Raw genomic sequence first — 26400 nt, forward strand, 5'->3', positions numbered from 1 at the left:
TCATCCATTCAATTGACTAAGCTTCTCAATATTCTGCCATAAGCGGGTTACCCATTGCTCGACATGGGGGGCAGACAATAGGGTCATATGATTGCCGGGCACAACCATCGTATCGAGTTCTGCCACCAGAAGACGCCATTGGGTTTCACGAGTTCTCCTTTCATCCTTATCACCTTCCTCGGCGTTAACCAGATGGACACGCCCCTCATAACGATCACGAGGAATATAACTGGTGTTCAGATTAGCCTGCATAACACTAACAATCCCTTGCAACAGCGATATTGGTGTTTTGGCCGGGAAAAGACCTGCTTTGATCAGGGCACTGTGCAGATATTGAATTTGTTCGTCCGTGGTTAGGTTAGCAAAATCTTGCCGGGCGAGCGGAAGCGGCTGATTTAATATCATATTATAGATATCGATTAACTCCATGATTGTCTCAATACGGTTGACTGACTTGAGGGCACTCCCTTGCTGGTCAGGCTCATCGGTATCGATAAGAATCAGCTCGGATACCTGTTCTCCTTCCGCTTGCAATTGCAAGGCGATTTCAAAGGCAATCCAGCCGCCAAAAGAGTGGCCTAGCAGGTGATAAGGGCCATGAGGTTGGATTTGTCGGATATTTTGGATATAGGCACGGGCCGCGCCTTCAACACTGCGGTAAGGGGAATGATGTTCAATCATGAACCCACGTGCCTGTAAAGCATATACCGGAAGTTGCGCTGGGAACGACAGGGCCAGTTCGAGCAAACTGGATGGGCTGGCACCGGCACCCGGCAGGCAAAAGAGTGGCGATATGGATGGCGTGCCCTGCTGGATCATAACCAGTGGATCGAAGGAAGGTATATCCGGTAAATTTTCAGTGATTGAATCCACGATTTGGTTGAGCAGAGGCGGGTGCATAATGGAAAAATGCGTTCCGCCGATAGGGTGGAGCACTGAATCGTGACCGACAATGTCATGCCAGCCGTGCCAACTGTCACTGTTAACTAACTCCTCCGCCGTATAGAGGTGGACAGGTAAGGCGGATTTTTGCGCGATGTACCCCTGATCAAGCTGTGTAATCATATCGGCGGTATAGACACGCAGAAGAATATCTTCGCGCGTGATACCTGCCGACAGCCACTGGCGTTCAATACAGTGATCAAGCACTTGCTCCAGATTACTGAGGCTGTGCAGCTCTGCCAATGCTTCCTCATCGCCAATCATTTTTTGAGTATGCAGTGCGCTAATGATTAATTCTATTCGCCTTGCTTCCTCGTCTACAGAGGGGTTATCACTGTTTTTATGGGTGTGATAATAGGAATCGATCATACCAAGAAACGTGACTGTTTCACCGTCACGGGTTAATTGTTGGGCTATTTCATAGGCAATCAACCCGCCAATCGACCAGCCCATCAGACGATAAGGTCCTTGGGGTTGGAGGCGGCGAATGGCCTGAATATGGCAGGCGGCAAGTGCTTCAATCGACTCTGGAGGATGTTCCAATGTATGAATACCAAGCGCCTGTAAGGCATAGACCGGAAGTTCAGGTGGTAACAGGGTAGCCAAAGGAGAATATACCAGGGGATCGCCGGAAGTTTCGTGCACTAAGAATAAAGGCCGCAAAGTGCCTGTCGGACTGAGTGGGACAGGATTTGCATCAAATGGGGATACGGGCATGACGAATTGTTTCTTAACAGTCAAAGCCAGATCACATAAGGTTGGATGGGCGAACAGGGTGGTCAGTGAAACCTGCATATTTTGTTCGCGCATGCGATTCAACAACTGTATGGCGAGCAGAGAATGGCCGCCAAGCTCAAAGAAATGGTCATGACGGCTAATCCTCTCCAGTCCTAGTAAATCTTGCCAGATCTGGGCCAAAGTGATTTCTGTCTTATCGATGGGAGATTCATAGCCCCGCACTGCGAAAGCGGACTGATCGGGAACAGGGAACGCCTGCCGGTCGAGTTTACCGTTAGGGGTGAGCGGGAACGAGTCTAACGTAACAAAGGCACTGGGCAGCATATAGTCGGCAAGATATTGGGCGAGTTGCTGGCGCAGTTCTGTAGGCACTAATTCACTCCCTTCTTGCGGTAACAGGTAAGCGACCAGTCGTTTTTGGCCGGGTTCATCTTCGCGAGCAATCACCACTGCCTCACGTACACCGTCACATTGCGTGAGTCTGGCTTCGATTTCTCCCAGTTCAATGCGGAACCCGCGTAACTTGACCTGAAAATCATTGCGTTCTAAATATTCAATCGCGCCATCGGGTAGCCAACGCCCCAGATCACCGGTCTTGTACATACGGGCATCAGGCTGGTTGCTAAACGGGTCCGCCACAAATTTTTCTGCGGTTAAATCGGGGCGATTGAGATAACCACGGGCTACGCCTGCGCCACCGATATGAATTTCACCACTGACGCCGATAGGAACCGGACGGCCGTGCGTATCCAGAATATAAATACGGGTATTCGGCAATGGATAGCCAATCGGGATGTTATTGGTAATATCAGTCGATAGCGTGCTCGTTCCATCCACTTTTAATGTGGTCGCAATGACCGTGGTTTCGGTAGGACCATAAGAGTTAATCCAACGGCAGGATTGCGTTTCAGGTATAGATTGCCAACTGATTAAATGGCGCAGTTCCGCTTTCTCGCCACCGACGATAACGGTGCGCAGATATTGGCCGAAACCACTGCGTCCTGCCATCATCTCCTGTACCCATTGATGCCAGAAGGCGGTCGGCATATCCATGATAGTGATTTTCTGCTTATTTAACAGATCGACAAATTCTGCATCCGGTACACGGATATGAGCAGGGCGCAGTATCAGTGTTGCTCCCGATGCGAGGGTAGGGAAAATATCGGATACCGAGGTATCAAAGGCGATAGTCGCAAATTGCAGGATACGATCCCCTGATTGTGGCTCGCTGGTCTGGTGTTGCGCATGGATAAAGTTCACCACATTGCGGTGCTCCAGCATCACGCCTTTGGGCTGGCCGGTGGAGCCGGAAGTATAGATAATATAAGCCAGATGATGGGGTTGAAGTTGAATATCCGGATTATGGATCGGCTGTTTTGCTACGTTATTGCGGTGGCTTTCATCGTCCAGCAACCAGACGGGGATATCTGATATTGGCAACAGTCCCTGTAAAGGGTGCTGTGTCAGCAATAACACCGGTTTGCTGTCCGACAGTTGATACGCCAGACGTTCGGCCGGGTATTCGGGATCGAGCGGAACATAGCCGGCTCCCGCCTTAAGAATGGCGTACAAACCAATAATCAAATCCAGACTGCGGTCAACACAGATTGCCACGCGATCATCGGGGCGTACACCCGCCTCAATCAATTGGTGTGCCAGCTGGTTAGCCTGGCGGTTTAGTGCCGCATAACTCAGTTCGTTTTCGCCAAAGACCAATGCAATTGCATCCGGTGTGCGTACTGCCTGCTGTTCAAACAGTTGATGAATTAAGGCGTCTTGCGGATAAGAGACGACGTTATCGTTAAATGTTTCCAGTAGTTGGGTACGTTCGGCCCGTGGCAAGATATCGATAGCATGGATAGGCTGCTCAGGTGCATATTGCAGCGCAGCCACAATGCCTTCCAGTGCCGTCTTCATATAGGCAGTAATGCGTACCGGATTAATTTGCTGGCTGCATTGTGCGGTCAGTACAAATCCGTCATCAAAATCGTCCACATCCAGGGATAAGGGGTAGTTACTGCGCTCTTCACTGTCCAACACCTGAATACCGTTCCAAACCGATGAATGCGCCGCTTCCTCATCACGCGGGCTATGACGGAAATTCAGCAGGCTGTTAAACAGTGGCAATGAGGCCGGTACACCGCTGCACCGCTGGGCAATCGCCAGGGGGGTTTGTTCATGATCCAGTAATTCACTCAGGCGTTGGTAGGTTTCCTGTACCGCCTGTTTTACGGTACGGGCCTGTAACTGGATACGGACTGGCAGGGTATTGATAAACATCCCCAGTATGCGGTCAGCCCCAGCGCCACCTTGCAGTCGGCCCAGTAGCACGGAGCCAAATACGACATCATCGCGGCCGCTGGTTTGTGCCAGCACTTGCCCCCAGGCTACATGGAACAACACACTGGGACTCACACCTATATGACGAACTTGAGAGCGGATTGTCTTCGCCAACGTGGGATCAAGCAGAAGACGGTGCTCGTCGATAACACTATTATCGTTGGGTACGTCGAGTATCCCAAAGGGTGCCGTAGGTTCATCAATATCAGCGAGCTGGCTACGGAAATAGGTTTCATGCTCTGCCGCTGGCACACGTAATGTTTGGGCAATAAAGTTGCGGTAGGGCAGCATAGTAGGCAGTGTTTTTGCATTGCCCTGGAGTATCTGGGCAATTTCCGCAAAAATCAGCTCCAGTGTCATATGGTCACTGACCAGATGGTGGAAACGCAAAGCCAGAATCCATTCATTTTGTACCGGATCATGGGCGATATCGATAGCAAAGAGGGGCGCTTGATTTAAATTAATTTGATGCTGGCGCGGATCAGTATAAGCCTGTAATTGTGCTGGAATATCAACCGTTGTGGTGGGGATGAACTCATGGATAGTCAGCGGAGCCTGACGCCAGACCACTTGAACCGGCTGCTCCAGTCCTTGCCAATAAACTGCCGTACGCAGGATATCATGGCGGTTGATAACCTGTTGCAAGGCATCCAGAAAGTTATCGAGACGAGTACGGGTATCAAAAGCGAGTAAACTTCGCAGCAGATAAATATCCCCTTGTGACTGTAACAGATGGTGGAACAGGATACCTTCCTGTAACGGCGCCAGCGGATAGATATCCTGCACATTCATTGCGCCGCCGGGGATCTGCTCAACGAGGGTATCAATCTCAGCCTGGGAGAGAGAAACCAAAGGCAGCATATCGGGCGTAATGGCGGTACAATTTTCGGGGATACGGTTAGGTGGCACGACAAAGGTGTGGCTCTCATGCTGGATTGCTTGCGCCATATCGGTGAGAACAGGTGAGGAAAATACACTGCGAATCTCAAGTTGCCAGCCCAGATTACGCAGTTCTTCGACCAGGCTAACAATAATCAGCGAGTGGCCGCCGAGTTTAAAGAAATGGTCATGGCGACTGATCTGCTCTAAGCCCAAGAGTTTTTGCCAAATCTGCGCCAGAGCGATTTCTCTCTCACCGACGGGAGCTTCGTAGTTGCAGGTCACGGCCGCCGATAAATCGGGCGCCGGCAGAGCCTGGCGGTCGAGTTTACCGTTAGGGGTGAGCGGGAACGTGTCTAACGTAACAAAGGCACTGGGCAGCATATAGTCGGCAAGATATTGGGTGAGTTGCTGGCGCAATTCCGCAGGCACCAATTCAACACCTTCCTGCGGTAACAAGTAGGCGACCAGTCGTTTCTGACCAGGTTTATCTTCACGAACAATCACCGCCGCCTCACGTACCCCGTCACATTGCGTCAGTTTGGCTTCGATTTCTCCCAGTTCAATGCGGAACCCGCGTAGCTTGACCTGAAAATCATTGCGGCCAAGGTATTCAATATTGCCATCGGGCAACCAACGGCCGAGATCGCCGGTTTTGTACATGCGAGCATCGGGCTGCGAAGAGAACGGATCGGCCAGGAAGCGTTCAGCCGTGAGTTCAGGGCGGTTAAGATAGCCGCGAGCCACACCGGTGCCACCAATATAAATTTCACCGGCAACACCAAGAGGCAGCAACTGGCATTGTGTATCCAGAATATAGATCTGGGTGTTAGCAATTGGCCGACCAATGCTAGGCTGAGACAATGCTGAACTCACCGGACAGAGGGTGGCATCTACCGTACATTCTGTTGGCCCATAAACATTGATAAAGCGAGTCGTTTCTATTTCTTGCAGTCTGGACCATGTTGAAGGAGGAATACTGTCACCACCGATTAGCGCCAGCTTAGGTTGATAGCCGGCACGGGTTCCCAGTCCGGCCTCTAACAGCCATTGTAATTGAATGGGCGTACAGTCGAACATGTCCACAAGGTGGCGTGCAAAATAGCGCCAGAGTTGCTGGCTGTCGGCACGGATCTCTTCAGGCACGATGATCAATGTATGACCTGAAAGTAACTGAAGCCAGATTTTCACCGAGGCATCGAACACAATACTGGCATTCATAGCGATGCGACATGGCGGGTTAAGGGCAAGCGCTGCATTCAATCCGGTATGAAGATTGATGACATTCCGGTGTGCCACCATCACCCCTTTAGGCTGTCCTGTCGAACCGGAAGTGTAAATCACGTAGGCCAGATGGTGTGGCGTGAGTTCCAATGTTTGAGCATCGGGATTGTTTTCAGTTCCTTTATCAAAGAGAGCGGGGGACTGAATATCGAGTAAAATGTCAGGCAGGGCGCAGTCCAGCATGTCAATGAATGCAGATTGGGTAAGCAGGGCTACCGGTGCAGCATCATCGATCATGTAAGCCAGACGTTCAGCCGGATAGGTTGGGTCCAGTGGTACATAGGCTCCGCCGGCTTTGAGGATAGCCAGTAATCCCACCATCATCTCCAGGCCACGTTCAACACAGATAGCGATTCGATCATCAGGACGTACCCCCACGGTAATCAGATGATGCGCCAGACAATTGGCACGGCGGTTCAATTCATGGTAGCTGAAAGAAAAATCGCCGAAGACAACGGCGGTGGCGTCAGGTGTGCGGGCTGCTTGCTGCTCAAACAGTTCATGGATCAGGATGCCTTGTGGGAAATCAGTCCTGGTGGTGTTGAACTCGGTCAGTAACTGTTGATATTCAGCGTCAGGCAAGATTGACAGACCCAAAACAGGCCGCTGGGGTTCGTTCATTAGGGCTTCGACCAGATTGCTGATGGTAGTGACCAAATAATCCGCTATCCGGGCAGGGTCAATTGTGGTGACGGACTTGATTGATATGCTGAACGCTTCCCCAAGGTCATCCACGGAGAGGGTCAATGGGTAGTTAGTTCGTTCCTCAGAAAGCAACAGGCGGATGCCATCCCAGACAGTATCATTCGTGTTTGGTTGGCTATGGCGATAATTCAGTAAGGTACTGAACAGCGGCATTGGCTGTGCTACACCACTGCACCGTTGTGCCAGTGCTAACGGGGCTTGCTCATGCTCCAATAAGGCGGTCAGATTATGGTAGGTATCTTGCACGATGTCTCGTGCCGTGCGTCCGCCCAAAGTGATACGCAGGGGCAGCGTGTTGATAAACATTCCCAATATGTGGTCAGCTCCAGCACCACCTTGCAGACGACCTAAAAGTACGGAGCCAAATACGACATCATCGCGGCCACTGGTTCGTGCCAGCACTTGCCCCCAGGCCACATGGAACAACACACTGGGACTCACACCTATATGACGCGCTTGAGAGCGGATTGTCTTCGCCAACGTGGGATCAAGCAGAAGACGATGTTCGTTAATAACACTATTATCGTTGGGTACATTGAGTATCCCAAAGGGTGCCGTAGGTTCATCAATATCAGCGAGTTGGCTACGGAAATAAGTTTCATGCTCTGCCGCGGGTACATGTAATGTTTGGGCAATAAAGTTGCGGTAGGGCAGCATCGTGGGCAGTGTTTTTGCATTGCCCTGGAGTATCTGGGCAATTTCCGCAAAAATCAGCTCCAGTGTCATATGGTCACTGACCAGATGGTGGAAACGCAAAGCCAGCAGCCATTCATTTTGTACTGGATCATGGGCGATATCGGTAGCAAAGAGGGGCGCCCGGTTCAAATCAATTTGATGCTGGCGAGGATCAGTGTAATCCTGTAACTGCGCTGGAATATCAACCGTTGTGGTGGGGATGAACTCATGGATAGTCAGCGGAGCCTGACGCCAGACCACTTGAACCGGCTGCTCCAGTCCTTGCCAATAAACTGCCGTACGCAGGATATCATGGCGGTTGATAACCTGTTGCAAGGCATCCAGAAAGTTATCGAGACGAGTACGGGTATCAAAAGCGAGTAAACTTCGCAGCAGATAACTATCCCCCTGTGACTGTAACAGATGATGGAACAGTATCCCTTCCTGTAAGGGAGACAGTGGATAGATATCCTGCACATTCATTGCGCCGCCTGAGATCTGTTCAACGATAGCATCAATTTCGGTCTGGGAGAGAGAAACCAAAGGCAGCATATCGGGCGTAATATCCGTACAATTTTGGGGGATACGATTGGGTGGCACGACAAAGGTGTGGCTACCATACTGGATTGCTTGCGCCATATCGGTGAGAACAGGTGAGGAGAATACACTACGAACCTCGAGCTGCCAGCCCAGATTACGCAGTTCTTCGACCAGGCTAACAATAATCAGCGAGTGGCCGCCAAGTTTAAAGAAATGGTCATGGCGACTGATCTGCTCTAAGCCTAAGAGTTTTTGCCAAATCTGCGCCAGAATGATTTCTCTCTCACCGACAGGGGCTTCGTAGTTACGGGTCACGACCGCCGATAAATCGGGAGCAGGCAGAGCCTGACGGTCGAGTTTACCGTTAGGGGTGAGCGGGAACGTGTCTAACGTAACAAAGGCACTCGGCAGCATATAGTCGGCAAGATATTGGGCGAGTTGCTGGTGCAGTTCCGCAGGCACTAATCCACTTCCTTCTTGCGGTAACAGGTAAGCGACCAGTCGTTTTTGGCCGGGTTCATCTTCGCGAGCAATCACCACCGCTTCACGTACCCCGTCACATTGCGTCAGTTTGGCTTCGATTTCCCCCAACTCAATGCGGAAGCCACGTAATTTAACCTGAGCATCGTTGCGGCCGAGGTATTCGATATTGCCATCGGGCAGCCAGCGGCCGAGATCACCGGTTTTGTACATACGGGCGTCGGGCTGCGAAACGAAGGGATCAGTCAGGAAGCGCTCGGCGGTGAGTTCAGGTCGGTTCAGATAACCGCGCGCCACACCGGCACCGGCAATATAAATTTCTCCTGTTACACCGTGCGGAACGGGCTGATCGTGTGCATCCAGAATATAAATCCGGGTATTGGCGATCGGACGACCAATCGGCGGTGGATTATCCGCTGCGGTGGCAACACAGGGATAGAGTGTGGCACAGACCGTGATTTCCGTTGGTCCATAGGCATTAAGCATTTGCCGCCCGGGTGACCAGCGTTTGACCAAGGTTGACGGACAGGCCTCTCCTCCCACCAGCAAAGTTTGCAAGGTATCGGGCAGGGAATCCATCGCGGCTAACGCAGTGGGTGACAAGAGAACATGGCTGATAGCCTGCTCGGTTAAGTAGCGAGACAGTATGGTTCCGGGCAAGAGATCAGCCCGCTTGGCGAGATAGAGACGCCCACCTGCCATTAAGGCCATGCAAGATTCCCAAATACAGGCATCGAAACTGTTTGAGGCAAACTGTAAAACGCGACTGTTGGCGGTGAGTGCCAACGTATGTTGCTGGGTGGTGATTAAGTTGCACAGGCTTTGGTGTTCAATCATCACCCCTTTGGGTTGCCCGGTTGAACCGGAAGTATAAATAACATAAGCCAGATGGTGTGATGCTAAACCCAATGCCTGCGCGTCTGGATTGCTGGTGGGTTGGGTTGACAGACACGGTTCAGGGTTATCCAGCAAGACGGTGGGTAGGGTGTTAAACTGAACGAGCCACTCTGACTGGACTAACCCTGATTGGGTCAGTAAAGCCACCGGAGCGGCATCTTCCAGCATATAGGCCAGTCGTTCGGACGGATAGGCCGGATCAAGTGGCACATAAGCTCCGCCCGCTTTAAGGATAGCCAGCAAGCCGACCACCATCTCCAGGCTGCGCTCGGCACAAAGGGCGACGCGATCATCCGGATGCACGCCTAATGCAATCAGATAATGGGCCAACTGATTGGCGCGGTGGTTTAACTCACCATAGCTCAGTGTCTGGTCTTCATAGACAACGGCAATCGCTTCAGGATGCTGGGCGGTTTGCATCTCAAACAATTGGTGGATCAACGCCTCTTGGGGGAAATCGGTTTGAGTCGTGTTGAAATCTGCCAGCACTTGTTGCCGCTCTGCCGCCGGTAAGATAGGGATATCATGTATCGTTTGTTGTGGGTTGTGAATTAAGGCATCAACCAAACCGCTGATGGCAGTTGCCAGATAGGTGGTGATCCGTTCCGGTGCAATTTCACTGACAGTCAGCGCCGTGAGTTGGAAGCCGTTCCCCAAGTCATCCACTGACAGGGTGATGGGATAGTTAGTGCTTTCCTTTGCGGTCAAAATACGTATGCCTGCCCAAGCAGTGTCAACTGCCTCGGTTTCACCCTCTGCCGTTTCATTCGAAGGGCCATGACGATAATTGAACAACGTGCTGAACAGCGGCATAGGTAACTCTACGCCACTGCACTGTTGTGCCAGCACCAATGGAGACTGCTCATGCTCCAGCAAGGTGGTCAGGTTGTGATAGGTATCTTGCACGATGTCTTGTACCGTGCGTCCAGTCAGAGAGATACGCAGGGGCAAGGTATTGATAAACATTCCCAGTATTTGGTCAGATCCCGCGCCACCTTGCAAACGTCCCAGAAGTACGGAGCCAAATACCACATCATCACGGCCGCTGGTATGGGCCAATACCTGCGCCCACGCGACATGAAACAACACACTGGGGCTGACACCGAAGCGACGCGCCTGAGTACGGATGGCTTTGGCCAAATCCGGTGCGATAGAGAGATGGGCTTCAGTAATCAGGTCGTTGTCAGTTTGTACCTTAAGTATCCCAAAGGGGGCGGTGGGTTCATTAATATCCGCCAGTTGGGCGCGGAAATAAGCCTCGTGGTCGGTGATCGGTACGCTTAAGATTTGGGCGATAAAATTACGGTAAGGCAGTACCGTTGGCAGTTTCTCCGTCTTGCCTTGCAAGATAAGCGTAATTTCCGCCAAAATCAGTTCCATTGTCAAATGGTCGCTGACCAAATGATGAAAGCGCAGCGCCAGCAGCCATTCATCTTGGGCCGGATTCGGGGCGATATCCGCGGTAAAGAGAGGAGCCTGGTTCAAATTGATACGGTGCTGGCGTGGATCGGTGTGAGCCAGTAACTGCGCTGGAATGTCACCCACCGAAGCAGGGATGAATTCACGGACAATCAGTGATGCCTGACGCCAGACCACTTGCACCGGTTGTGCCAGATCTTGCCAGTAAGCGGCGGTGCGCAGGATATCATGCCGGTCGATGACGTGTTGCAGCGCCGCTAAAAAGGCATCCAGGCGCTCACGGGTATCAAAAGCAAGTAAACTTTGCAGCAGATAATTATCCCCTTGTGCCTGTAACAAATGATGGAACAGGATACCTTCCTGCAAGGGAGCCAGTGGATAGATATCCTGTACATTGCCTGCGCCACCGGGGATCTGCTCAACGAGGGTATCGATCTCAGCCTGAGAAAGAGAGACTAAAGGCAGCATATCGGGCGTGATAGCCGTACAATCTTCGGGGATACGGTTGGGTGGCACGGCAAAGGCGCAGACCTCACGCTGGATAGCCTGAGCCATATCGGTAAGGACGGGTGAGGAGAATACGCTGCGAATATCAAGTTGCCAGCCCAGCTTACGTAGTTCTTCGGTTAGGCTGACAATCATCAGTGAATGGCCGCCGAGTTCAAAGAAATGGTCATGGCGGCTGACTTGTTTCAATCCCAGAAGTTTTTGCCAGATTTGAGCTAAGGCGATTTCTGTCTCACCGACAGGGGCTTCATAGCCGCGAGCAACAACCGCCGATAAATCGGGAGCAGGCAGAGCCTGGCGGTCGAGTTTACCGTTAGGGGTGAGCGGGAAAGTCTCTAAAGTGACAAAGGCACTGGGCAGCATATAGTCAGCGAGGTGCTGAGTGAGTTGCTGACGCAGTTTAGCAGGGATCAGTTCAGCCCCCTCTAACGGACGCAAATAGGCCACCAGCCGTTTCTGACCGGGCTCATCTTCACGGGCTAATACCACGGCTTCGCGCACGCCGTCACATTGTTCCAGTTTTGCCTCGATTTCCCCCAATTCAATGCGGAAGCCACGCAGTTTGACCTGAAAATCATTGCGGCCCAGGTATTCGATATTGCCATCGGGTAGCCAGCGACCGAGATCGCCAGTCTTGTACATACGGGCATCAGGTTGCGAAGAGAACGGATCGGTCAGGAAACGTTCGGCAGTGAGTTCAGGCCGGTTCAGATAGCCTCTGGTGACACCGTCACCGACGATATAGATTTCACCTGCCACGCCGAGTGGAGCCGGTTGACCGTGGGGGTCAAGAATATAGATCCGCAGATCAGCCAGTGGCTGACCAATCAAACTGCCCCGTCCTGAATAAATATCGGCTTCGGTCAGTTCGTGATAGGTAGCATGAACAGTAATTTCGGTGATGCCATACATATTGACCAGACGGGTTTGCGCGGTCGGATTGCGGGCCACCCACGGGACAAGGGTATGTAATTCCAGCGCCTCACCGCCAAAAATAATGCACCGCAGGGCGTGTTCAGCCACACCCTCCACACCCTGAGCGGCAATCAGTGAACGGAAAGCACTGGGTGTCTGGTTTAAGATCGTGACGTGTTCACGGCACAATAGCGAATAGAATAGCTGCGGTGAACGGGCACATTCGGCTGAAATAACGACCAACCGACCGCCGTAAGCTAAAGCCCCCCACAATTCCCAGACGGAGAAATCGAAAGCAAATGAGTGGAACAGCGTCCAGACGTCTTTATCATCAAACTGGAAACGGGTTTGCGTTGCGGCTAACAGGCGGATGACATTGGCGTGTTCAACCATCACCCCTTTCGGCATTCCGGTCGATCCCGACGTGTAAATCACGTAGGCCAGATGGCGGGATGTCAGCCCCAGCGCCTGCGCGTCTGGATTATCAGCCGGTTGGGCGGCCAAAAACGATTCAGGGTTATTAAGGATATTATCCAGCAAGATCACCGGCACGGTGCTGTCAAGTTTATCGCATAATGTGGCCTGCGTCAGTAAAACCACCGGTGCCGCATCATCCAGCATATAGGTCAAACGCTCGGCGGGATAAGCGGGATCGAGCGGGACATAAGCACCACCTGCTTTGAGTATGGCCAGTAGCCCCACCACCATCTCCAGACTGCGTTCGACACAAATGGCTACTCGGTCGTCATGGTGGACACCCAGCTCAATCAGGTGATGGGCCAGACGATTAGCATGACGGTTCAATGCCTCATAGCTGAGAGACTGATTGCCATAAACGACGGCAGTTGCATTGGGTGTTTTTGCCACTTGTGCTTCGATTAATTGATGGAGCAGTGTCTCTTGCGGGAAATCAACTTGAGTGGCGTTAAAACCGGTGAGCAGTTGTTGCCGTTCTGCTGCTGGTAAGATAGGAATATCCCGGATCCGCTGTTGTGGATTGTGAACCAGGGCATCGATCAAACCGCTGATGGCGGTCGCCAGATAGGTATTAATTCGTTCTGGTGCAATTTCGCTGATAGTCTGCGTCGTGAGCTGAAAGCCGTTCCCTAAATCATCCACTGACAGGGTGATGGGATAGTTAGTGCGTTCCTCTGCGGACAAAGTCCGTATGCCTGTCCAAATGGTATCAACCGCCTCTGTTTCGCCAGAGGAACTATGACGATAATTGAGCAAGGAGCTGAACAGCGGCATGGGTTGTTCCACGCCACTGCACCGTTGTGCCAACACTAACGGTGTCTGTTCATGTTCCAGCAAGGTGATCAGATTGTGATAGGTATCCTGCACGATGTCTTGTACTGAGCACCCGTCCAGAGAGATACGCAGGGGCAGGGTGTTGATAAACATACCCAGTATGCGATCAGCCCCCGCGCCGCCTTGCAGGCGACCCAGTAGCACGGAGCCAAACACCACATCATCGCGGCCGCTGGTGTGGGCTAATACCTGCGCCCAGGCGACATGGAACAGCACACTGGGACTGATTCCCAGCCGACGCGCTTGAGAGCGAATTGCCTTCGCTAACGTAGGGTTAAGCGGGAGACGATGTGTGTTGATGGCACTATTATCGCTGGGTACGTTGAGTATGCCGAAGGGGGTGGTGGGTTCATCAATATCCGCCAGTTGATCACGGAAATAGGCTTCATGCTCTGCTACTGGCACACTTAATGTTTGGGCAATAAAGTTGCGGTAGGGCAGCATGGTGGGTAGTGTTTTTGCATTGCCCCGTAGGATTTGGGCAATTTCCGTTAAAATAAGCTCCAGGGTCAGATGGTCACTGACCAGATGATGGAAACGCAAGGCCAACAGCCATTCATCCTGTATCGGATCATGGGCGATATTGGCGATAAACAGTGGGGCGTGATTCAGATTGATACGGTGCTGACGCGGATCGGTGTAAGCCTGCAACTGTGCTGAAATATCATCTTGCGCAGCAGTTGGGGTAAAAATCTTGATATCCAGTTGTGCCTGACGCCAAACTACTTGAACCGGTTGCTCCAATCCTTGCCAGAAGATAGCGGTGCGCAGGATATCATGGCGGTTGATAACCTGTTGCAAGGCCGTCAGAAAGTTATCGAGGCGATCACGGGTATCGAAAGCGAGTAAGCTTTGCAGCAGATAATTATCTCCCTGTGTTTGTAACAGATGATGGAACAGGATCCCTTCCTGCAACGGAGATAATGGATAAATATCCTGTACATTACGGGCTCCACCGGAAACGGTATCAACGATGGCGTCGATCTCGGCTTGAGAAAGCGAAACCAGTGGCAACATATCGGGGGTAATGGCCGAACAGTCTTCCGGAATAAGGTTAGGAGGCACCACGAAAGCCTGAGTGTCATGCTGGATAGTCTGGGCCATATCGGTGAGGATCGGCGAGGCGAACACGCTGCGGACATCAAGCCGCCAGCCCAAATTGCGCAGCTCTTCGATCAGACTGACAATCATCAGCGAATGGCCGCCGAGTTCGAAGAAATGGTCGTGGCGACTGACACGCTCCAGTCCTAGCAGGTCTTGCCAGATTTGGGCCAACGCGGTTTCTATCCTGCCATGTGGGGGTTCATAACCCTGGGTTACCACGGCAGATGAATCCGGCGCAGGCAGGGCCTGACGGTCAAGTTTGCCATTGGGGGTCAGGGGAAAATCCGTGAGCGTGACAAAGGCACTGGGCAACATATAGTCAGCGAGATGTTGGGAGAGTTGCTGGCGCAGTTTAGCTGGTACCAACTCAACCCCCTCCTGCGGTAACAGGTAAGCGACCAGTCGTTTCTGGCCGGGTTCATCTTCGCGCGCCAACACAATTGCTTCGCGCACACCATCACATTGGCTGAGTTGGGTTTCGATTTCCTCCAGTTCGATACGAAAGCCCCGCAATTTGACCTGAAAATCATTGCGGCCAAGGTATTCAATATTGCCCTCGGGCAGCCAGCGGCCGAGATCGCCGGTTTTGTACATGCGGGCATCAGGTTGCGAAGAGAACGGATCGGTCAGGAAACGCTCAGTAGTGAGTTCAGGGCGATTCAGATAACCACGCGCCACACCGGCACCGGCAATATAAATTTCCCCTGCCACACCACGAGGAACGGGCTGGCCGTGTGCATCCAGAATATAAATTCGGGTATTGGCGATCGGGCGGCCAATTGGTGGCGGATTATCTGTTGCACTCTCATCGGAAGAGATACAGGGGTAGAGTGTGGCACAGACCGTGGTTTCCGTTGGTCCATAGGCATTAAGCATTTGCCGCCCGGGTGACCAGCGTTTGACCAGGGTTGGCGGACAAGCTTCTCCCCCTACCAGTAGGGTTTGCAAGGTATCGGGCAGGGAATCCATCGCAGCCAACGCAGTCGGTGACAAGAGAATATGGCTGATAGCCTGATCGGTTAAGTAGCGAGACAGTATGGCTCCCGGCAACAAATGAGTTCGTTTGGCCAGATAGAGACGAGCACCCGCTATTAAAGCCATACAACATTCCCAGATACTGGCATCGAAGCTGTTTGAAGCAAACTGTAAGACGCGACTGTCGGTGGTGAGTGACAGGGTATGTTGCTGGGTGGCTATCAAATTGCACAGGCTTTGATGTTCGACCATTACCCCTTTCGGTTGCCCGGTTGAACCGGAAGTATAAATAACATAGGCCAGATGATGAGGCATTAACTCCAAAGCTTGAGGATTTGGGTTATCAGTGGGTTGGTTTGCCAGGCACGGTTCAGGGTTATCCAGTAAGACGGTGGGGAGGGTGTTAAACTGAACGAACCATTCTGACTGGGTCAGCCCTGATTGGGTCAGTAAAGCCACCGGAGCGGCATCATCCAGCATATAGGCCAGTCGTTCGGACGGGTAGGCCGGATCAAGCGGCACGTAAGCCCCGCCCGCTTTAAGGATAGCCAGAAAACCGACTATCATTTCCAGACTGCGTTCGGCACAAATAGCGACACGATCATCCGGATGCACACCCAACGCAATCAGATAATGGGCCAACTGATTGGCGCGGTGGTTTAATTCACCATAGCTCAGTGTCTGGTCTTCGTAGATGACAGCAAGGGTATCGGAATGCTGTGCGGCCCGTGCCTCAATGAGTTGGTGAATCAATGCTGCTTGTGGGAAATCAATTTGGGTGGCATTGAAGTCAACCAGCAGTTGTTGCCGTTCTGATGCGGGCAGCATCGGTAACGTGGCAATAAGTTGGGTGTCATCCGTCACCATGGCGGTTAGCACATTGTTGAAATAACCGGCTATCCGCTCAACGGTGGCGGCATCAAATAAATCGGTAGCATATTCCAGCTCACCGACCAGACCGGCCTCGGTTTCACTCAGTGATAAGGTTAAGTCAAAATGAGTACTGTGATGTTCCTGAGCAATCGTTGTCAGTTGTAACCCCGGCAGGCTCAACTCTTGGGCTGGGGTGTTGTTTAAGGCCAGCATCACCTGAAAGAGCGGGTTGTAGCTTAAACTGCGTTCCGGCTGGAGCGCTTCCACCACCTGCTCGAAAGGCAGATCCTGATGACTATAGGCGGCCAGCGCACGCTCCCGCACCTGGGCCAGCAAATCTGTCACACGGAAGTTATCATGGCAGGAGATACGCAAGGCCAGCGTATTAACAAAGAACCCCATCAACCCTTCCAGTTCCTGGTGTGGGCGGTTAGCGACGGGGGTGCCAATAACAATATCATTCTGCCCACTGAGCCGGGCCAGTACCAGACCCCAGGCACTGAGCACTGTCATAAACAAGGTAGTATGATGACGTTGCCCAAGTTCTTTCAGTGAAGCCAATAAGTCGGCATCAATGTGCACTGGCACTTGGTTGCCCGCATAGGTTTGTACTGCCGGACGTGGCCGGTCGGTTGGGAGGGTGAGTAAGGCCGGCGCATCAGCAAGCTGGGAGCACCAGAAATCACGTTGTTCTGTGAAGGCGGTGCCTTGTAACTGCTCCTGTTGCCAGACCGCATAATCAGCATACTGGATCGGCAGGGGCGGCAAAGGATCAGGCTGGCCGTCAAGGGCCGCACGGTAAAAGGTGACCAGTTCTTGCACCAGTACACCGATGGACCAGCCGTCAGTGATAATGTGATGCAGGGTCAGCAACAGCACATGTTCGTCGTCGGCCAGTTGCAGCAGTTGAGCACGGATCAGCGGTCCCTGGGTAAAATCGAAGGGTGCCTGTGCCTCGCTATCGGCCAGTTCGGCAACACGCTGGGTGTGCAAAGCGGGATCGAGCAGGCGCAGGTCGTGGCAGGACAGGGCAAAACCAATGTCAGCCGGATCGATATGCTGGCGGGGCTGGCCTTCTACCAGAACAAAACGGGTACGCAGGCTTTCATGACGGGCAATCAGGCGATCCAGTGATGCTTTCAGCGCAGGGTAGTCGAGCTGGCCAGTGAGGCGTAATGACACTGGCAGATGATAAGCCTGACTGGCTGCCGGATCGAGCTGGCTGATAAACCATAGCCGCTGCTGAGCAAAAGAAAGCGGCAGGGGCTGATGCCTGTTCGCGGGTTTAATGAATGCCGGTTGCTGTTGTCCCTCGCGAGCTTTCAGTTGTTCTTCAAGTCTTTTCTCCAAAACCGCACGTTTCAACTCATCGATATTCATATTGATCTTCGTCATTGTTTACTGCCTCCGCGGGTCTCTTTTCCGCTTAAAATGGTCATCAATTCTTCTGCTGACAGTGAGTCAAGATCGTTTTGAATTGACTCAAGTTCGTTTCCCCCTACGACATTCATTTGTGCTGAGAGAATGACGTTGGCTTGCTCCACTAATGTGGTGGAAGTGAATAACGCCGTCAGAGGGATACTGACCAGAAATTTATCTTGTATGCGGGTTATCAATCTGACGACCATCAGCGAATGGCCGCCAATTTCGAAGAAATGGTCGTGGCGACTGACACGCTCCAGTCCTAGCAGGTCTTGCCAGATTTGGGCCAACACGGTTTCTATCCTGCCTTGTGGCGGTTCATAACCCTGGGTTACCACGGCAGACGAATCCGGCGCAGGCAGGGACTGACGGTCGAGTTTACCGTTAGGGGTGAGCGGGAACGTGTCTAACGTAACAAAGGCACTGGGCAGCATATAGTCAGCAAGATACTGAGCCAGTTGCTGACGCAGCTCCGCGGGCGCTAATTCAACCCCTTCCTGCGGTAACAGGTAAGCGACCAGCCGTTTCTGGCCGGGTTCATCTTCGCGAGCAATCACCACCGCTTCGCGTACCTCGTCACATTGGCTGAGTCGGGTTTCGATTTCTCCCAGTTCGATACGGAAGCCACGCAGCTTGACCTGAAAATCATTACGGCCAAGGTATTCAATATCACCCTCGGGTAGCCAGCGGCCGAGATCGCCGGTTTTGTACATGCGGGCATCGGGTTGCGAAGAGAACGGATCGGGCAGGAAACGCTCAGCAGTGAGTTCAGGGCGATTCAGATAACCGCGCGCTACACCGGCACCGGCAATATAAATTTCCCCTGCCACGCCACGAGGAACGGGCTGGCCGTGTGCATCCAGAATATAAATTTGGGTATTGGCAATCGGGCGGCCAATCGGTGGCGGATTATTCCCTGTATAGGAGGTGCAGAGATAGAGTGTGGCACAGACCGTGGTTTCCGTTGGTCCATAGGCATTAAGCATTTGTCGCCCAGATGACCAGCGTTTGACTAAGGTTGATGAACAGGCTTCTCCCCCCACCATCAAGGTTTGCAGAGTATCGGGCAGGAAATCCATCGCGGCCAATGCGGTTGGTGACAAGATAACATGGCTGATGGCCTGGTCGGCTAAGTAACCGGACAGTATGGCTCCCGGCAACAAACTGGTTCGTTTGGCGAGATAGAGACGCGCACCGGCCATTAAGGTCATACAATATTCCCAGATACTGGGATCGAAACTGTTTGCGGTAGACTGTAAGACGCGGCTGTTGGCGGTGAGAGCCAGGACATGTTGCTGGGTGGTGACCAAGTTGCACAGGCTATGATGTTCGACCATTACCCCTTTTGGTTGCCCGGTTGAACCGGAAGTATAAATAACATAGGCCAGATGATGAGGCATTAACCCCAAAGCTTGAGGATTTGGGTTATCAGCGGGTTGGTTTGCCAGGCACGGTTCAGGGTTATCCAGCAAGACTGTGGGGAGGGTGTTAAACTGAACGAGCCATTCTGACTGGGCCAGCTCTGATTGAGTTAGTAAAGCCACCGGAGCGGCATCGTCCAGCATATAGGCCAGTCGTTCGGACGGGTAGGCCGGATCAAGCGGCACATAAGCCCCGCCCGCTTTGAGGATAGCCAGAAAACCGACTATCATCTCCAGACTGCGTTCGGCACAGATAGCGACACGATCATCCGGATGCACACCCAATGCAATCAGATAATGGGCCAACTGATTGGCGCGGTGGTTTAATTCACTATAGCTCAGAGCCTGGTCTTCATAGATGACAGCCAGGGCATCGGAATGCAGTGCGGCCTGTGCCTCAATGAGTTGGTGAATCAACGCGGTTTGTGGGAAATCAACTTGGGTGGCGTTGAAATCGGTCAGCACTTGTTGCCGCTCTGCTGCCGGTAAGATGGAAATATCCCGGATCGCTTGTTGCGGATTGTTAATCAGGGCATCTATCAAGCCGCTTATGGCAGTCGCCAGATAAGCGTTGATTTGTTCTGGTACAATTTCAGTTATGGTCAGAGCCGTTAATTGGAAATCCTCCCCTAAGTCATCGATTGATAAGGAGATAGGATAATTAGTGCGCTCTTCTGCCGCCAAAACACGTATACCTGCCCAAGTGTTCTCAACCGCCTCGATTTCCCCCTCTGCCGTTCCATTCGAAAAGCTGTGACGATAATTCAGTAAGGTGCTGAACAGCGGCATGGGTTGCTCCACGCCACTGCACTGTTGTGCCAACACTAATGGGGCTTGCTCATGCTCCAGCAAGGCGGTCAGGTTGTGATAAGTTTCCTGCACAATGTCTTGTACCGTGCGCCCGTCCAGAGAAATACGCAAGGGCAGGGTATTGATAAACATCCCCAGTATTTGATCCGCTCCCGCACCGCCTTGCAACCGGCCCAGTAGCACGGAACCAAACACCACGTCATCGCGGCCGCTGGTCTGTGCCAGCACCTGTGCCCACGCAATATGGAACAACACACTGGGGCTGACACCGAAACGACGCGCCTGCGTACGAATGGCTTTAGCCAGATCCGGTGCGATAGCGAGATGCGCTTTAGTGACAAGGTCGTTGCCAATGTTTACATTCAGTACCCCAAACGGCGCAGTGGGTTCGTCAATATCCGCCAGTTGGGCGCGGAAATAAGCTTCATGCTCGGCGGTTGGCGTATTCAAAGTTTGAGCGATAAAGTTGCGGTAAGGTGATATCGGTGGCAACTTCTCTGTTTTTGCCTGCAAGATAAGCGCAATTTCCGCAAAAATCAGCTCCAGTGTCAGATGGTCACTGACCAGATGATGGAAGCGCAGCGCCAGTAACCATTCATCTTGTGCCGGATCATGAGCGATATCGGTGGCAAAGAGAGGCGCCTGGTTCAAATTGATGCGGTGCTGGCGGGGATCGGTGTGAGCCAGTAATTGTGCTGGAATATCGTCCGTCGTGGCAGCGGGGAATTCACGGATAGTCAGTTGTGCCTGGCGCCAGACCACCTGCACCGGCTGTTCCAGTCCTTGCCAATAAATTGCCGTGCGCAGGATGTCATGGCGGTTGATAACCTGCTGCAAGGCTTTCAGGAAGCTGTCGAGACGATCACGGGTATCGAAAGCGAGTAAGCTTTGTTGCAGATAATTATCCCCCTGGGTTTGTAGCAGATGGTGGAACAGGATGCCTTCCTGTAACGGCGCCAGTGGATAGATATCCTGTACATTGCCTGCGCCCCCGGGGATCTGCTCAACGAGGGTATCAATCTCAGTCTGGGAGAGCGCGATTAAAGGCAGCATATCGGGCGTGATAGCCGTACAATCTTCGGGAATACGGTTAGGTGGTACGACAAATATGCTGGCCTCCCGCTGAATAGCCTGAGCCATATCAACGAGGATCGGAGCAACAAAAACACTGCGAACATCAAGTTGCCAGCCCAGCTTGCGCAGTTCTTCGATCAGACTGACAATCATCAGCGAATGGCCACCGAGTTCAAAGAAGTGGTCATGGCGGCTGACCTGTTTCAACCCCAGGAGTTTTTGCCAGATTTGGGCTAAGGCGATTTCTGTCTCACCGATGGGGGCTTCATAGCTGCGTGTGGCAACCGCCGATAAATCAGGAGCAGGCAGGGCCTGACGGTCGAGTTTACCGTTAGGGGTGAGCGGGAAAGTCTCTAAAATGACAAAGGCGCTGGGCAGCATATAGTCAGCGAGATATTGAGCGAGTTGCTGGCGCAGTTCAGTGGGGACTGGTTCAATCCCCTCCAGCGGCCGCAGATAAGCGACCAACCGTTTCTGGCCGGACTCATCTTCGCGGGCCAGCACTACCGCCTCACGCACACCGTGACACTGCATGAGCCGTGCCTCGATTTCCCCCAGTTCGATACGGAAGCCGCGTAACTTGACCTGAAAATCATTGCGACCGAGGTATTCGATATTGCCGTCGGGCAGCCAACGGCCGAGATCGCCGGTTTTGTACATGCGGGCATCCGGCTGCGAAGAGAACGGATCGGCCAGGAAGCGTTCAGCAGTGAGTTCAGGGCGATTCAGATAACCGCGGGCGATACCCATCCCGCCAATATAAATTTCGCCCGTCACACCAAGCGGAACGGGTTGACCTCGTGTATCCAAAATATAAATTTGCGTATTCGCGATAGGTCGGCCTATCGGTGGGACTCTTTCACTCTGGGGATCACATGGGGTGAGAGTTGCACAGACAGTGGATTCCGTCGGCCCATAAGCATTGATAATGATCCGCTGGTCTGTTGTCCAACGTTTGATCAACGACGATGAGCAAGCCTCACCGGCCAGCACCAGAATGGTCAGATTGGGTAATTCAGCATCCGGCGTTAAGGCACTGGCTGCCACGGGCGGTAGGGTGACATGCGTGATCGCCTGAGTTTTCAAGGTATTCATCAGAGCTTCACCGGGCAATAACGCTTCACGGGATGCCAGGACAAGACAGGCTCCTTGGCACAGTGTAGTAGCAATTTCAGAGATACAGGCATCAAAGCTGAAAGAAGCAAACTGTAATAAACGGCTATTAGCTGTGATATGGAATGCCTCAATTTGTGTCTGAGTGAGGTTGTATAGCCCACGATGCTCAACCATCACGCCTTTGGGCTGCCCCGTGGAGCCAGAGGTGTAGATAACATAGGCCAGATGGTGTGGAGTTAACCCCAGTGCATAGGCATCAGGATTACTTATTGCGTAGGTATCGAGAGAGATGGTGTCAAGTAGCACGGTAGGCAGGTCACTGCTGAGTGTCTCAACTAACGACATTTGGGTAAGTAACGCCACGGGAGAGGCATCATCCAACATATAAGCCAGCCGTTCGACTGGATAGGCCGGATCGAGCGGCACATAAGCTGCCCCTGCCTTAAGAATACCCAGTAATCCCACCACCATTTCCAAACTGCGTTCGACACAGATGGCGACTCGATCATCCGGCCGCACACCCAGCGCAATCAGGTAATGGGCTAATTGATTGGCGCGGTGGTTTAACTCACCATAGCTAATTGTTTGTTCCCCAAAGACAACGGCGATCGCCTGAGGATACCGTGCTGCCTGTGCTTCAAACCGTTGGTGGATCAACGCGTCTTGTGGAAAGTCCACCTGAGTGGCATTGAAGTCCACCAGCAGTTGTTGCCGTTCTGATGCAGACAGCATTGGCAACGTGGCAATCTGTTGTGTTTCATCGGCCACCATGGCGGTCAACACATTGTTGAAGTAACCGGCTATGCGTTCAACAGTTGCGGTGTCGAATAAATCGGTGACATATTCCAGTTCACCAATCAGACCAGTTTCGGTTTCGGTCAATGACAAGGTTAAATCAAAGTGGGCGCTGGGGTACATTTGTTCAATGGGTGCGCATTGGACATCAGGAAATGCCAGCGCTTGAGTAGGGGTATTATTTAAGGCCAGCATCACCTGGAAAATCGGGCTATAGCTAAGATTGCGTTCGGGTTGGAGCGCTTCCACTACCTGCTCAAAGGGTAAATCTTGGTGAGCATAAGCGGCCAGTGCCCGCTCCCGAACGTGGGCCAGCAGATCGGCCACACTGAGATCATCATTGAAGGTGATGCGTAAAGCCAGTGTATTAACGAAGAAACCGATTAATCCTTCAAGTTCATGGTGAGGGCGATTAGCAACCGGTGTGCCGATCACGATATCATCTTGACCGCTGAGCCGGGCCAGTACCAGACTCCAGGCACTGAGTACCGTCATAAACAACGTCGAGTGATGGCGTAATCCCAGTTTTTTCAGTGAGCCCAATAAATCAGCATCAACGTATACAGGAACTCGGCTGCCAACAAAGGATTGTACTGCCGGGCGTGGCCGGTCAGTCGGGAGCGTCAGTAAGGCAGGCGTTCCTGCCAGTTGGGTGCACCAGAAATCACGTTGTGTTGTGAGTACGGCCTCTTGCAGCCAGTGACGCTGCCAGACGGTATAATCAGCATACTGAATGGGTAGGGGTGGTAAAGGCGTATCTTGACTATCCAAGATGGCGCGATAAAGAACACTGAGTTCATGTACCAGCACACCGATGGACCAGCCATCAGAAATAATATGATGCTGCGTGAGCAACAAGACATGTTCTTCGTCTGCCAATTGCAGCAAGTGACCGCGGATCAGCTGTTCTTGGGTGAAGTCAAAAGGCGTCTGTGCTTCGAGTGCCGTTAATTCCGCAATGCGGCTATCTTGTGCTTGCGGTGCCCATAGGCGCAGATCCTGGTAAGGCAGGGTGAAGCCAATATCCGCCGGATCAATGTGCTGGCAAGGTTGACCGTCAACCAGCACAAAGCGGGTACGCAAGCTTTCATGGCGGGCGATTAATTGGTTGAATGCACCGGTTAAGGCCGAACGATGAAGCGGCCCCGTCAGGCGCAATGCCACAGGGATATGATAGGCCAGGCTGGCCGCCGGATCGAGTTGGCCGAGGAACCAGAGCCTTTGCTGAGCAAAGGACAGGGGCAACGGCTGGCTGCGATCAGCAACTGGGATCACGATCTGCGCCATTGTTGAAGCACCAGTGAGCGTTTGTGCCAAATGCATCAAAACGGGTTGATCAAAAAGTTGCTGTAGTGACAAATCCCGGGCCAATTTTTGGTGTATCTGTGTGACGAGTTGGATAGCTAGCAGGGAATGTCCGCCGAGTTCAAAGAAATGATCATGACGCCCCACGCGTTCTAAGCCTAACAATGCTTGCCAAATCTGGGCTAAGGTGATCTCTATTTCGCCCACAGGGGCGGCATAATCTTGCGCTACCACTGCTGATAAATCCGGTGCTGGCAGGGCCTTGCGATCCAGTTTGCCATTGGGTGTCAGGGGGAAAGAAGCCAGCGTGACAAAGGCACTGGGGAGCATGTATTCCATTAAACTGATACTCAATTGTTCGCGCAGCTCAGCGGGGTTGAGCGTAACGTCCGGTTCTGGAATAAGGTAAGCCACCAGACGCTTATCGCTGTTTTCCTCTTCGCGGGCGATCACTACTGCTTCCTGGACGCCTTCACAGTCAACCAGCCGGTTTTCAATTTCGCCTAATTCAATGCGGAAACCGCGTATCTTGACCTGAAAATCATTGCGGCCCAGGTATTCGATATTGCCATCGGGCAGCCAGCGACCGAGGTCACCGGTCTTGTACAGGCGGGCATTTGGCGCGGTTGAAAAAGGATCAGGAATAAAACGTTCTGCCGTCAGTTCCGGTCGGTTGAAGTAACCGCGGGACACACCCGCACCGCCAATGTAAATTTCACCGGCTACCCCAAGAGGCACCGGCTGTCCCTGGGCATCCAGGATATAAATCTGGGTATTGGCGATCGGTTTTCCGATGGGAATGTTGTCAACGATACTTGCCTGATGACGGGTATCAAACGTGATGCAACCCACCACCGTTTCCGTGGGGCCATATTCGTTGATAATGCGTGATTCTGGTGACAGCTCACGCCAAAGTGCAACGACGGATTGGGGAAGTGCCTCCCCGCCGACGATGAAGCAACGGGCAGGACATGTCCGTTTTTCTGCCAGTAATCCCTTAACTATTGCCGCGAAATGGGTTGGGGTGATCTTAACCAGAGTGGTGGGCGCCATTGAGGGGGATAACAATACAGGCACCAATTCAGTCAGCGTCTGTTCTTCACGGATAAGGTGCAGTTTGCCACCACACAGCAGGGGTAAATAAAGGCTGGAGACGGTGGCATCAAACGCAAACGGGGATGACACGATACTGTCGGTCGGTCTGGTCGTGACATAATAGCTCAGCCCCCATTGCAGGTAATTTCTAAATCCGGCGTGTTCAACCATGACGCCTTTGGGTTGACCCGTTGAGCCAGAGGTATAAATCACATAGGCCAGGTGATGTGAAGTCAGCCCCAGCGTTTGTGGATCAGGGTTATCTGCTGTACCCTTGTCGAAAACCAGAGCATCAAGTAACACATGTGGCAGGCGGGTGCCTAGTCTGTCAACCAGTGACGTCTGGGTCAGTAAGACCACCGGTGCGGCATCGTCCAGCACATAGGCCAACCGTTCGGGCGGATAAGTGGGGGAAAGCGGGACATAAGCCCCTCCCGCCTTAAGGACAGCCAACAGGCCAATCACCATTTCCGGGCTGCGTTCGACACAAATGGCGACCCGATCATCAGGACGTACCCCCAATCCAATCAGGTGATGGGCTAACTGATTGGCGCGGAGGTTTAACTCACCATAGCTCAGCGTCTGGTCTTGATAGACGACAGCAATCGCATCGGGACATTGTGCGGCTTGCGCTTCAAACAGCTGGTGGATAAACACCTCCTGTGGTAAATCCACTTGAGTGGCATTGAAGTCCACCAAAAGTTGTTGCCGCTCCGCCGCCGGTAAGATAGCGATATTCCGTATTGCTTGTTGCGGGTTGTGAACCAAGGCATCGACC

2 protein-coding genes (1 of these 2 only partly in view) are annotated in these 26400 nt (G+C 52.6%); both read right to left on the reverse strand.

The annotated features are described in order from the left end of the window. Positions 1-17979 (reverse strand): non-ribosomal peptide synthetase, encoded by a 17979-nt coding sequence (locus IQ211_RS03345; protein WP_193836324.1) that lies wholly within the window; start codon positions 17977-17979, stop codon positions 1-3. Next, positions 17976-26400, reverse strand: partial view of a non-ribosomal peptide synthase/polyketide synthase gene (locus IQ211_RS03350; RefSeq protein WP_193836325.1) — the 3' end only. The gene runs 14231 nt beyond the window's last position; 8425 of the gene's 22656 nt are visible here — the last part of the coding sequence; the start codon falls outside the window, past its right edge; it ends in the stop codon at positions 17976-17978. The genes IQ211_RS03345 and IQ211_RS03350 overlap by 4 nt, the downstream gene beginning before the upstream one ends.

Source organism: Xenorhabdus griffiniae, assembly GCF_015163655.1.
Lineage (GTDB): Bacteria > Pseudomonadota > Gammaproteobacteria > Enterobacterales > Enterobacteriaceae > Xenorhabdus > Xenorhabdus griffiniae.

Bases quoted from the DNA above. Each gene is read 5' to 3' on its own strand.
- IQ211_RS03345 (WP_193836324.1), bottom strand. From the start codon at position 17,979: ATGACGAAGATCAATATGAATATCGATGAGTTGAAACGTGCGGTTTTG.